Raw genomic sequence first — 13,130 nt, 5'->3', positions numbered from 1 at the left:
TATATTTTGATAGTAAGAAGTTTATATTTTGATAGTAAATAGGAGAAAAAAATGAGTATTTCAAAAGTGATGATCATCGGATCAGGTCAAATGGGAAGCGGTATTGCACAAGTCTTTGCTCAATCAGGTTTCACAGTTTATCTCAATGATATCAAGGAAGAGTTTGTTCAAAGAGGGCTGGATGGTATTACTAAGCAATTATCTCGTTCTGTTGAAAAAGGTCGTTTGTCAGAAGAAGATAAAAACAGCATTTTGGCAAATCTGATTCCTTCTACATCTTATGAAGATGCTAAACATGTTCAATTGGTTATTGAAGCGGCTACTGAAAATCGCGACATCAAATTGAGCATTTTTAAACAGTTGGATGAGTTGACTGACCCTCAAACTATTTTGGCTTCAAACACTTCATCTCTATCTATTACTGATATTGCAGCTGCGACAGTTCATCAAGAACGTGTTATTGGTATGCACTTCTTCAACCCAGCACCAGTTATGAAATTGGTTGAAGTTATCCGTGCGCTTCAAACATCAGATGAAGTTGTAAAAGCTGTCCGTGAATTGACTGAAAAAATCGGTAAAACAGCTGTAGATGTGAAAGATTCTTATGGTTTTGTTGTGAACCGCGTCTTGATTCCAATGATCAATGAGGCTATTTTCATCTTAGGTGAAGGTGTTGCTTCAGCTGAAGAAATTGACGAAGCAATGAAACTAGGTGCTAATCACCCAATTGGCCCATTGGCATTGGCTGACTTGATCGGTCTTGATGTCTGCTTGGCTATCATGGGAGTGTTAAACAATGGATTTGGAGATCCTAAGTATCGTCCTGCTCCACTTCTGAAGAAGATGGTTGAAGCTGGTAAGCTTGGTCGCAAGACTAAAGAAGGATTCTTTAAATATTAAGATATAAGGAGCAAGAAATGAAAGAAGCAGTTATTGTAGCAGCAGTCCGCACACCTTTAGGTTCTTTTGGTGGAACTTTAAAAAATGTTTCGGCTGTTGATCTAGGTAGTTTAGTTATTAAAAGTGCTATTGAACGAGCAAATTTGAAACCAGAACAAGTTGATGAAGTTATCATGGGGAATGTTCTGGGTGCAGGTCTTGGTCAAAACGTAGCTCGTCAAATGAGTGTCAACGCAGGTGTCCCAGTAACTTCTCCAGCTTTCACTATTAACAAAGTTTGTGGCTCTGGTTTGAAAGCAGTTCAATTGGCGGCTCAAGCTGTATTGTGTGGAGATGCTGATATCGTTGTAGCCGGTGGGGCTGAAAACATGAGCCAAGCTCCTTATGTCCTTCCAAACCAACGTTGGGGCGCCCGTATGGGAGACTCCCAAGTAGTAGACACTATGCTTCGTGATGGCTTGACAGATGCCTTTGAATCCTTCCATATGGGAATTACAGCTGAAAACGTTGCTGAACAATATGGCATTACACGTGAAGACCAAGATAACTTTGCTGTGCAATCTCAAAAACGTGCAGTTGCAGCGATCGAAGCTGGTCGTTTCAAAGAAGAAATTGTTCCTGTTGAAATTCCGCAACGTAAAGGCGATCCTATCGTATTTGATACAGATGAATTCCCAAGAAAAGATGCTTCTCTTGAAGGATTGGGAAAATTGCGTCCAGTGTTCAAGAAGGATGGTACCGTAACTGCTGGTAATGCTTCAGGTATCAACGACGGTGCAGCAGCAGTGGTTGTTATGAGTGCTGATAAGGCTAAAGAATTGGGCGTTCCAGTTTTGGCAACGATCAAATCTTACGCAAGCGCTGGACTAGATCCAAAAATTATGGGTTGTGGCCCGATTTACGCATCTCGCAAAGCCCTTGAAAAAGGCGGATTTACAGTGGAAGATTTAGATTTGGTTGAATCCAATGAAGCATTTGCAGCGCAAGCATGTGCCGTTGGTAAAGAACTGAATCTTGATCCTGAAAAAGTCAATGTAAATGGTGGTGCGATTGCTCTTGGTCACCCAATCGGTGCTTCAGGCTGCCGTATTTTGGTAACACTTTTGCACGAAATGCAAAAACGTGATGTTAAACGTGGTCTTGCTACCCTTTGTATCGGTGGCGGTATGGGTACAGCGGTCATCGTAGAACGCTAGAATCTAGTTCATTTTTGAAGTTTTCCATTTGCTTCTACTATATAAACAAGTCCTATCGATGAGCTGTTTTTTTGCAAGCAAGCCTTGATAGGGCTTGTTTTATTTTTCAAAAAATTAATTTGAATATCAAAACTATAATCCCAGCTTATTGATTCATAAATGATGATTAAGTAGACGAAGTGTGAGAAATGGTATATCATAATAATGTAAGCTCTTACATTTGTAGTTTAAGTATTTGTTGACACCATACTTAGTCATTCAATTTTATAAGTAGGAGCATAAAAATGAGTAAAACTGTTTTATTAGAAGTTAAAAATGGGATTGGATATATCACTATCAACCGTCCTGAAGCTTTGAACGCCTTGAGTTCTCAAGTTTTGGCTGATTTGAATGAAGTTCTTGATCAAGTTGAGAAAAGCGAAGAAATTCGCGTTGTCATCGTAACTGGAGCAGGAGAAAAAGCATTCGTCGCTGGAGCAGACATCAAGGAAATGGATTTGATGTCACCTATTCAAGCCTTTGAATACATGACATTTGCAAACGATACATTTACTCGCCTTTCAGATTTACGCCAACCAACGATTGCAGTCATCAATGGTTATGCACTCGGTGGTGGTATGGAGCTAGCACTTTCAACAGATATCCGTATTGGATTTGAAAAAACAGTGGTTGGCTTCCCAGAAGTTGGCTTGGGTATTATTCCGGGATTTGCTGGTACTCAGCGGATGTCTCGCTTGATTGGAACTAGCCGTGCCAAAGAACTTATCTTCACTGCTCGTACAGTGAAAGGTCAAGAAGCCTATGACTTAGGTATTCTTAACAAACTGGTTCCTGCTGAAGAATTGTTGTCTTCAGCTGAAGAATTAGCCGCAGCCATCATGAAGAATGCACCGTTAGCTGTTGAAAAAGCAAAACATGTCATTCAAGTTGGTGCGGAACTTCCTCTTAAAAATGCAATCCGTCTGGAAACAGAAGCAGAAGCCTTGCTTTTCTCTACAGAAGACAAACTAGAAGGAATGCGTGCTTTTGTTGAAAAACGCAAAGCTGTTTTCAATCGTAAGTAAAAGAGGAGGTATCAGCATGAAATCAGTTGTATCATTATCAGACGCTATTTCTAAGGTCAAATCGGGTGATATCGTTGGAATTTCTGGATTCCTCGGAGTCGGTGAACCTTTTGAATTGATTGAAGAATTAGTAAAACAAAACCAGCAAGACTTGACTTTGGTATCGGTGGTAACATCTCATCCTGGTAAAGAAGTTGGGGTTGGGCGACTTTGTGAAAATCACCAAGTAAAAAAATATATTGCAGCCCACATAGGAACATCTGCAGCAGCTCAACGTGAGTATTTTGAAAAGAAGATGGAAGTCGAATTTACACCGATGGGAACTGTTGTCGAGCGTCTCCATGCTGCTGGAGCTGGCTTAGGAGCTGTTTTGACTCCGACAGGAGTCGGAACAATCTTAGAAAAAGATTATGAAAAAGTGGAACGTAATGGCCGTGAATACTTGGTCTATGATCCACTTAAAATCGATGTTGCCTTGATCAAAGCGACTAAAGCTGACAAATACGGCAACTTGTATATCGATGGTACTACGAAAAACATTTCCTTGCAATTAGCACTCGCAGCAGATACTGTTATCGTTGAAGCGAATGAAATTGTTGAAGCTGGCGAAATTCATCCGAACGATATTTATATTCCGGGCATCCTTGTTGACTATGTCGTCCAAAGCTTGACTCCAGAAGAACACCATAAAATGATGGGTGATCTTTGGACAGAGACTAAAAAATTGGCGGGGGTGAACTAATATGAAAGCAAAAGAAATTATTGCAAGACGTGTTGCACAAGAATTTAAAGATGGAGATGTTGTCAATCTAGGATTTGGTATTCCAAACGCATCTGCTGACTATATTCCTGAGGGAGTAAACGTTATTCTTCAGGCCGAAAATGGAGCGCTTCGCTTTGGTGAAACACCAACGAAAGATACTTACAATCCAAACCTAGCAAACTCTGGTGGAGCGCCAATCACTCTCTTGCCTGGAGCAGCATTATTTGACTTACAGACTTCCTTCGCGATAATCCGTGGTGGACACGTTGATGCGACCGTGCTAGGAGCTTTGGAAGTCAGTCAAGATGGTAGTATTGCTAACTGGATTATTCCAGGTAAGTTCGCACCAGGAATGGGTGGAGCGATGGACTTGTTGGTTGGAGCGAAGCGTGTTATCGGTGCAATCCAGCATACTACTTCAGATGGTGAATCTAAACTTCTGCCAGAGTGTACTTTGCCACTTTCTGCCAAAGGAGTTCTTGATTTAGTCATTACAGAGTTGGCTGTCTTTGGTTTCCAAGATGGTAAGTTCCTTTTGAAAGAGCTTGCTCCTGGCGTTACCCTAGAGGAAGTTCTTGAAAAGACAGCAGGAGAAGTAATTGTTTCAGAAGACTTGAAAACGATGTCAATCTAATAAGGTTAGTAAGCAATTAATCTCCTCTTTCTCTGAAAGTGTGTTACTATGTGTTTATAACAACTTGAGCGATGATTAGTTTTTAATCAGAATACTAGCAACTGGTCATCATGGTTTCGAGGACCAGTTGCTGTTTTATTTATGGCAAATTACCTCGTGAAATTTGAAAGATGGGAGACGAAAAGTGGATATAATTCAAATGACTTACTTTATCAATATCGTCGAATGTGGATGCAATCTTTCTATCGCAGCTAAGAAAATTCATATCAGCCAGTCAGCCTTGAGTCAGTTTGTCACAAATTTTGAATCAACGGAAGGTGTCCAGCTCTTCAATCGCAGAAATGGAAGATTAGAGAGTCTGACGGAAGCTGGTGGTAAGATTTACCGCTTTGCCACAGAGATTGTCAACCGGCATGAAGAGATGCAATCAATGATTCATATGGAAGCTCTTAAACAAAAAGGTACCTTTAACTTGGGTATTCCTTCATTGATTTTACGTGTATATTTTTCTAGTATTTTACCAAAGTTTTTACAAGACAATCCGCAAGTCAACATTCAGGTTACTGAGGATGGAAGTAATGAATTACGTCAAAAGCTGGTTGCAGGGGATCTGAATTTTGCGGTATTAATCGAACCTACCAATCTAGATCCTAAAAAATATGAACAGTATATCATTCAAGTTGATGAATACGTGGCCTATATGGACAAGAATCATCCCTTGGCAAACAAAGAATTGTTGGAATGGAAAGATATCGCTCAGTACGGTTTAGCAACCTTTAATAAGTCATTTACAACCTACGATTTAATCACTGAAAAATTAAAGAGTAAAAAGATAAAAGCAAATTTTGCCTATTTATCATCGACATGGGATTTCTTGATAGAGTCAACTTATCAAAACGATATGATTGCACTTTTACCTCGTCCTTTGGAATATTTTGTCGATAAGAATAAATTCAAGGTTGTGCGCTTTAAGGATCCGGTTCCTTTCAACATTTGGTTCTGTCGGCCTTATAAAGCAAGCTACAATGAGGTAGAAGCATACGTATACGAAGAGCTTTTAAAAGGTTATTATCAGCCTCTTTCTGAGCCACATTCATAAAGGGAGAATTGATGATGAAGTCCAGCACTAAAACAGCAGCATTGAGTTCATATGTAAATACAGCCATTAGAGACTACATGAAAAATCATGATGAGTCAGTCGACTTTCCTCAGGAGATTTGGGAAGTAATGACGACGGATTTGGATATTTTTTCACCGATTTTGTCAGAAGGCGATCAGGCTTTGGCTTCTGATTTTATCAGCTCTATTCGAATGATTTCGAATGAGTTTCCAGCTCTTTCAACTATATTGCTGACCCAAGGTTGTTATGGTGTTTATCCTATTTTGAAGTTTGGTACGGGGCAACAGAAAGAGCGTTATCTGGACAAGTTGGTAAAGGGAACTTGTAAAGCAGGTCTTGGGTTTTCTGAGTCCAAACATCTAAATAGTCTGGCAGATTTGGAGACCCATGCGGTCAAGACAGAGACAGGGTGGCAACTTTCGGGAGAAAAAGCCAAAGTGTCAAATAGCAGCATTGCGGATATTCTCTTGGTATTAGCTAAAGTAAGGGAAACTGGAAAGCCTGATTCTTACGGCTTCTTCATTGTGGAGACGAATGCTTCGGGTGTGCTCATTGGTGAGCAGATAGAAAAGCAAGGTTTACTAGGACTTCCACTAAGTTCTGTTACCTTGGACAAGGTAAACCTGCCTGAAACTGCCTTATTAGGCGGAGTCTTGGCTGGAAATGAACAATTTAATAACATTATAAAGAATATGCAACTTGGCTTAAGTGCGGTTGCTTTAGGAGTTGCTGAGGGCGCCTTTAATAAGGGTCTTGAGTTTGCACGTGTAAAAAGAGGATTCGGCAAGCGACTGATGGATGTTGAGTTGCATCAGTACAAGTTCGCAGATTTGTACAATAAAATTTGTGCTGCAGATGCTTATTTCTCATCCTATCCTAATCAAATAGAAGAAGATTCCAAGTTTGTTGCACGGATAAAGCTATATATGACTAAGGTAGCGCTAGAGGTTACAGATGAAATTCTCCGTCTTATCGGGCCTCTACAAAAATTTGATCATGTGAATATCAAACGCTATTTTAAAGATGCTGAAATTATTGAAAATTATGGACGGTCAGGGAATTCGATCAGAAAAGAAATCGCAGAGAGATGGTTAAAGGAGTAAAAGATGACAGAACTCAAATTACAGGAGTATCAGTTTGGGGAAATGAAGCTGACTTGGTTGCGTGGAGCGGATAAGCTCACAGATGCAGGCACCTTGTTTGGCCCGGTACCAAAGGTTGTTTGGTCACGTTATTATCCAACAACAGAAGAAAATATGATGGCTGAACTGACAGATCCGATTTTGATTCAATACAAGGGGCAGAATTATTTAATTGATGCGAGTTTTGATACGGCTAAGCTGTCTGATAAACAACGCCGCAATCTCGGTATTCTTTCTGAGAGCCGTGTTGAAGAAAGCTTGGCACTCTTGGGATTAAAGCCAGAAGATATTTCCCATATTTTAATGACACACATGCACCATGATCACTCTGGCGGTTTGACTAGACTAGATGAAAACAATCAGCTTGTTTCAAAATTCCCAAATGCAAAGATTTTTGTAAATGAGATAGAATGGTACGAAATGCGAAATCCCAATAGTCGGACAAGGGGAACTTATCTGAAGGAAAATTGGGAGCCAATCCAGGATCAGGTTGAAACTTTTACTGAATATCTGAACGTCATTCCAGAAATTCAAATGGTTCATACAGGCGGTCACAGTAACGGTCACAGCATCATCTTACTCAAACAGGGCGAGGAAACCATGATTCATATGGCTGATTTGGTGCTGACTCATGCTCATCGGAAACCTCTGTGGGTTGCTGCAGTAGATGATTATCCGATGCGCTCAATCGTTGCTAAGGACAAATGGCTCAAAGAAGCTTTTGAAAACCACTATAAGTTTTTCTTTTACCACGATCAATTTTTCGCAGTTGCTGAGTTTGACCAGACTGGCGAGGAGTTTGTTGATTATGTGACTAGGATTCGTGAACCGCGAGTTCCATTCACAGATAAGCAGGATCGCAAACCGTCATTTTTATAAGAATAGAGAATCGCTTCTGTCAGTTTGAGGGAGCGATTTTACTATTTTATTCTCTATTTTTTTGGTATAATGAGATACTAGAAGATTGTAAGAAAGAGGTTTTTAATGGCAACGATTCAATGGTTTCCAGGGCACATGTCCAAGGCTCGGAGACAGGTTCAAGAAAGTATTAAATTTGTAGATTTTGTGACGATTTTGGTGGATGCGAGATTGCCCTTGTCCAGTCAAAATCCCATGTTAACCAAAATTGTTGGAGATAAGCCTAAGTTGTTGATTTTAAATAAGGCAGACTTAGCGGATCCAAACTTAACCAAGGAATGGCAGGCCTATTTTGAAAGTCAGGGAATCAAAACCTTGGCCATTAACTCTAAGGAGCAATCTGCAGTCAAAAAAGTGACCGAAGCAGCTAAGAAATTGATGGCTGATAAGCTCGCTCGCCAGCGGGAAAGAGGAATTCAAATCGAAACCTTGCGGACCATGATTATTGGGATTCCCAATGCTGGGAAGTCAACGCTGATGAACCGACTGGCTGGTAAGAAAATCGCGATAGTCGGCAATAAACCAGGGGTCACCAAAGGTCAGCAGTGGCTCAAGTCCAATAAGGATTTGGAAATTCTAGATACACCGGGGATTCTCTGGCCCAAATTCGAAGATGAAAAGGTGGCTTTGAAACTCGCTTTGACGGGTGCTATCAAGGATAATTTGCTGCCTATGGATGAGGTCACGATTTTCGGACTCAATTATTTCAAAGAGCATTATCCCAAGGCATTGCAGGAGCGCTTTAAGCAGTTGGATTTAGAGCTGGAAGCGCCAGACATGATTATGGATATGACCCAGAAATTGGGCTTTAGAGAGGAATACGATCGTTTTTACAGTCTCTTTGTCAAGGAAGTGCGTGATGGCCGTTTAGGTCGCTATACACTGGATGGTCTGGAGGAATTGGATGGCCACGATTAAGGAAATCCAAGAGCAGTTGGCTCAAGTATCTGACTTGCAGGATCCGCTTTTTCAGGAATTGAAGCAGGATGAGCGAAGCGGTGTTCAAAAGCTATTACTCAAGCGCCAAAAAGAAATCCAATCAGAGCTAGATGAAGACTTACGCCTAGAGTACATGCTGCGCTATGAAAAAGAACTCTATAGTCAAGGATTTCAGGCGATTGCTGGCATTGATGAAGTCGGACGAGGTCCCTTAGCTGGTCCAGTGGTTGCAGCAGCAGTCATTCTGCCTCCTAACTGCAAAATCAAAGGTCTGAATGACAGTAAAAAGATTCCTAAGAAAAAGCATGAGGAAATTTACCAAGCAGTACTAGATCAGGCTTTGTCCGTTGGCTTGGGCATTATGGACAATCAAACGATTGACCGAGTCAATATCTATGAAGCGACCAAGCTAGCTATGACAGAAGCGGTAGCTCAGCTCAAGATAAAGCCGGATTACCTTTTGATTGACGCGATGAAGTTAGACTTGCCCTTGCCCCAGCAGTCTATTATTAAGGGCGATGCCAATTCCCTGTCCATCGCAGCGGCTTCTATCGTAGCCAAGGTGACGAGGGACAAGATGATGGCGGAATTTGATCAGATTTATCCAGGCTATGACTTTGCCCAGAATGCTGGTTATGGTACCAAATTGCATCTGGAAGGACTGGAAAAATACGGCGTCACACCGATTCACCGCAGAAGCTTTGAACCGATTAAATCTATGACAAATTCATAAGAAATCCTAATCGTTATGGGGAGACAAGTATGACTAGCGAATACCAAAAAATGATTGCAGGAGAGAACTACAGCCCTCAAGATCCTGAATTGAGAGCATTGGCTGCTCGCTCGCGAGATTTTCAGTATCGTTTTAACCAAGAACGAGATATTGAGAAACGCAGCGCTATCGTCAAGGAGTGGTTCGGCAGTACAGGGGAGAATCTGTGGTTGCATCTAGATTTGGTCTGTGATTATGGAGTTAACATTCACTTGGGGGAAAATTTCTATTCCAACTGGAATTTGACTATGCTGGATGTCTGTCCTATTACCATTGGAAAGAATGCCATGCTGGGGCCCAATTGTCAGTTTTTGACACCGCTCCATCCGCTTGACCCAGTGGAAAGAAATTCCAGTATTGAATACGGGGCGCCGATTAAGATTGGTGATAATTTCTGGGCTGGTGGCGGCGTAACGATTCTGCCAGGAGTGACGCTAGGAGATAATGTCGTAGTCGGAGCAGGTGCAGTTGTGACTAAATCATTCGGCGATAATGTGGTCTTAGCCGGCAATCCTGCTAAGATTATTAAGGAAATTCCTGTTCATGAAGAATAGAAGGACTTAACCGTTTTTCAATAATTAATCGAATAAGAAACAAGGAACTGTATTGCAGTTCTTTTTTTGAACTTTTTTACGAATAAGAAAGTGAGGTGATAAAAATGAATAATTTTGAAATTTATAAAATGAAAAAAGCTGGCTTAACCAATCAACAGGTCTTAAATATCTTGAGGTATGCAGAAAATAAAGAGGGAGAGCTATCTTTGCGAGACAAGGCCGTCGTCTCTGAGTGTCGCAATCCCGCACTCTTTATGGAAAAATACAAGCGACTTGATCTACCAGCTTTGAAAGAAGAGTTTGAACGTTTTCCGTCCTTTTCAATCTTGGATGATGTGTATCCTTGGGATCTATGCGAGATTTACGATGCACCGACTTTGCTATTTTATCAAGGAAATCTAAACTTGCTAGAAATGCCCAAGATAGCCATTGTCGGTAGTCGAGACAGCAGTAAGCAGGGCAATGCTGCTGTGCAGAAAATCATCAAGGAATTGAATAATGAACTGGTTATCGTTAGCGGGCTGGCTCGTGGGATTGATACTGTGGCTCATATGGCTGCCCTGCAAAATGGTGGCCGAACAATTGCTGTCATTGGGACGGGACTAGATGTTTTCTATCCCAAGGCCAATCAAAAACTGCAGGCTTATATTGGAAAAAATCATTTATTGCTGACAGAGTATGGGCCGGGTGAACAACCCTTGAAATTCCATTTTCCAGAGCGAAATCGTATCATCGCAGGTCTTTGTCGAGGCGTCATCGTGGCAGAAGCCAAGATGCGCTCAGGCAGTCTGATTACTTGTGAGCGAGCCATGGAAGAAGGGCGGGATGTTTTTGCTATTCCAGGGTCTATTTTAGATGGAAAATCTGACGGTTGTCATCATTTGATTCAAGAGGGCGCAAAGTGCATCACATCGGGATCTGACGTCCTATCTGAGTGCCAATTCTAAAACAAGTTTTCCTATAGAGAATGTTGTGAGTTGACATCTATCAAAAAATAGTTTACACTCTATGAGATTTATTTCTTATAGAAGGTGTCTAATTTGGTAACAAAAACAAAGAAAAAATCTACGACCAAGAAAAATCTTGTCATTGTAGAGTCGCCTGCCAAGGCAAAAACAATAGAAAAATATCTGGGAAGAAATTATAAGGTTCTGGCCAGTGTCGGGCATATTCGTGACCTGAAAAAGTCCACCATGTCCATTGATTTTGAGAACAACTACGAGCCACAATACATCAATATTCGTGGTAAAGGTCCGTTGATTAATGACTTAAAAAAGGAAGCAAAGAAAGCCAAGCAAGTCTTTCTGGCAAGTGACCCGGACCGCGAAGGAGAAGCTATTTCTTGGCATTTGGCCCACATTCTCAATCTAGATGAAAAAGAGAAAAACCGCGTTGTCTTTAATGAAATCACCAAAGATGCAGTCAAGAACGCTTTTAAAGAGCCGCGCCAGATTGATATGGATCTGGTAAATGCCCAACAGGCTCGTCGGGTTCTGGACCGCTTGGTTGGTTATTCTATTTCTCCTATTCTTTGGAAGAAAGTCAAAAAAGGCCTGTCAGCTGGTCGGGTGCAGTCCGTTGCTCTCAAGCTGATTATCGATCGTGAAAATGAAATCAACGCCTTCAAACCGGAAGAATATTGGACAATTGATGGAACCTTCAAGAAAGGGACTCGTCAGTTTCAAGCCAGTTTTTATGGCATGAATGGCAAGAAGATGAAGCTGACCAACAACGAGGATGTTAAAGAAGTCTTGTCTCATCTTAAGGGAGATGACTTTACAGTCGACGGTGTTGAAAAGAAAGAGCGTCGACGCAATGCTCCGCTGCCCTACACGACTTCCTCTATGCAGCAGGATGCCGCTAATAAGATTAATTTCAGGACTCGTAAGACTATGATGGTAGCTCAGCAACTCTATGAAGGTATCAATATCGGTTCTGGCGTTCAAGGTCTTATTACTTATATGCGTACGGATTCAACTCGTATTAGTCCAGTAGCGCAAAATGAAGCGGCAAGCTTTATCACGGATAAATTTGGTGCTAAATATTCTAAACATGGCAGTAAGGTGAAAAATGCTTCAGGAGCTCAAGATGCCCACGAGGCCATTCGTCCTTCCAGTGTCTTCAATACACCAGAAAGCATTGCAAAATATCTGGATAAGGATCAGCTTAAGCTTTATACGCTAATCTGGAATCGCTTTGTAGCCAGCCAAATGACAGCAGCGGTCTTTGACACCATGAATGTCAAATTAGAGCAAAACGGTGTCCAATTTGCAGCTAACGGTAGTCAAGTTAAATTCGATGGTTATTTGGCTATCTATAATGACTCTGACAAGAATAAAATGCTGCCGGACATGGAAAAAGGTGATACCGTCAAGCGTGTCAATACCAATCCAGAACAACACTTTACCCAGCCGCCAGCTCGCTATTCTGAAGCAACGCTCATCAAGACTTTAGAAGAAAATGGTGTTGGTCGTCCGTCTACCTATGCACCGACCATTGAAACCATTCAGAAACGATATTACGTTAAGCTGGTTTCCAAGCGCTTTGAGCCGACGGAATTAGGTGAGATTGTCAATTCATTGATTGTCGAATTCTTCCCAGGCATCGTAAATGTGAAATTTACAGCCGAAATGGAAGCAAAACTGGATGATGTAGAAGTTGGAAAAGAACAGTGGCAGAAGGTTATTGATGAGTTTTACAAGCCTTTTGAAAAGGAAGTAGCTAAAGCTGAGTCTGAAATGGAAAAAATCCAAATCAAGGATGAACCGGCTGGCTTTGATTGTGAGGTCTGTGGCAGTCCCATGGTCATCAAGTTGGGAAGATTTGGCAAGTTCTATGCCTGCAGCAATTTCCCAGACTGTCGTCACACTCAGGCCATTGTCAAGGAAATTGGCGTGACCTGCCCACAGTGTCAGAAAGGGCAAGTTATCGAGCGTAAGACTAAGCGAAATCGCATTTTTTATGGCTGTGATCATTATCCAGACTGTGATTTCACATCTTGGGACAAGCCTGTTGGGCGTAACTGTCCAAAATGTGACCATTATCTAGTTGAAAAGAAAGTCCGTGGTGGCGGCAAGCAAGTAGTCTGCAGTAATGGCGACTATCAAGAAGAAAAAGTGAAATAGTTA

General features: G+C 41.4%; 13 protein-coding genes. All 13 read left to right on the top strand.

The features are described from left to right. The first annotated feature begins 51 nt into the window (after positions 1-51). Positions 52-900 (top strand): 3-hydroxybutyryl-CoA dehydrogenase, encoded by an 849-nt coding sequence (locus PAN94_RS03495; RefSeq protein WP_048764395.1) that lies wholly within the window; start codon positions 52-54, stop codon positions 898-900. Positions 901-917: 17 nt separating this feature from the next. Then, positions 918-2,096, top strand: a complete 1,179-nt coding sequence (locus tag PAN94_RS03490) for an acetyl-CoA C-acetyltransferase (RefSeq protein ID WP_048764398.1) — start codon at positions 918-920, stop codon at positions 2,094-2,096. A 284-nt stretch (positions 2,097-2,380) separates the two neighbouring features. Further along, positions 2,381-3,160 (top strand): enoyl-CoA hydratase/isomerase family protein, encoded by a 780-nt coding sequence (locus PAN94_RS03485; protein WP_005590351.1) that lies wholly within the window; start codon positions 2,381-2,383, stop codon positions 3,158-3,160. A 16-nt stretch (positions 3,161-3,176) separates the two neighbouring features. Next, a complete protein-coding gene (locus PAN94_RS03480) occupies positions 3,177-3,902 on the top strand; it encodes a CoA transferase subunit A (protein WP_045497406.1) in 726 nt (241 codons plus the stop codon). Between the two features lies 1 nt (position 3,903). Next, positions 3,904-4,557: a 3-oxoacid CoA-transferase subunit B gene (locus tag PAN94_RS03475; protein ID WP_061422823.1), complete on the top strand. Its 654-nt coding sequence runs from the start codon at positions 3,904-3,906 to the stop codon at positions 4,555-4,557. Positions 4,558-4,741: 184 nt separating this feature from the next. Continuing rightward, on the top strand, positions 4,742-5,656 hold the full coding sequence (locus PAN94_RS03470; protein WP_185760300.1) for a LysR family transcriptional regulator: 915 nt from the start codon (positions 4,742-4,744) through the stop codon (positions 5,654-5,656). A gap of 11 nt (positions 5,657-5,667) precedes the next feature. Then, complete coding sequence (locus PAN94_RS03465) at positions 5,668-6,780, top strand: acyl-CoA dehydrogenase family protein (protein ID WP_125406659.1); 1,113 nt, start codon at positions 5,668-5,670, stop codon at positions 6,778-6,780. Positions 6,781-6,783: 3 nt separating this feature from the next. Beyond that, on the top strand, positions 6,784-7,698 hold the full coding sequence (locus tag PAN94_RS03460; protein WP_061908988.1) for an MBL fold metallo-hydrolase: 915 nt from the start codon (positions 6,784-6,786) through the stop codon (positions 7,696-7,698). A gap of 105 nt (positions 7,699-7,803) precedes the next feature. Continuing rightward, positions 7,804-8,655: a ribosome biogenesis GTPase YlqF gene (ylqF, locus tag PAN94_RS03455; protein WP_285874621.1), complete on the top strand. Its 852-nt coding sequence runs from the start codon at positions 7,804-7,806 to the stop codon at positions 8,653-8,655. Further along, on the top strand, positions 8,642-9,409 hold the full coding sequence (gene rnhB / locus PAN94_RS03450; RefSeq protein ID WP_285874620.1) for a ribonuclease HII: 768 nt from the start codon (positions 8,642-8,644) through the stop codon (positions 9,407-9,409). The genes ylqF and rnhB overlap by 14 nt, the downstream gene beginning before the upstream one ends. Positions 9,410-9,438: 29 nt before the next feature. Next, positions 9,439-10,002 (top strand): sugar O-acetyltransferase, encoded by a 564-nt coding sequence (locus PAN94_RS03445; RefSeq protein ID WP_285874619.1) that lies wholly within the window; start codon positions 9,439-9,441, stop codon positions 10,000-10,002. Positions 10,003-10,106: 104 nt separating this feature from the next. Continuing rightward, on the top strand, positions 10,107-10,949 hold the full coding sequence (gene dprA, locus PAN94_RS03440) for a DNA-processing protein DprA (protein ID WP_285874617.1): 843 nt from the start codon (positions 10,107-10,109) through the stop codon (positions 10,947-10,949). Positions 10,950-11,033: 84 nt separating this feature from the next. Continuing rightward, positions 11,034-13,127, top strand: coding sequence for a type I DNA topoisomerase (gene topA, locus PAN94_RS03435; RefSeq protein WP_285874615.1), 2,094 nt, complete (start codon positions 11,034-11,036; stop codon positions 13,125-13,127). Positions 13,128-13,130 lie beyond the last annotated feature (3 nt).

The organism is Streptococcus sp. SC1, from assembly GCF_030272855.1.
GTDB lineage: Bacteria > Bacillota > Bacilli > Lactobacillales > Streptococcaceae > Streptococcus.
This window is presented reverse-complemented; position numbering and strand designations above follow the sequence as displayed.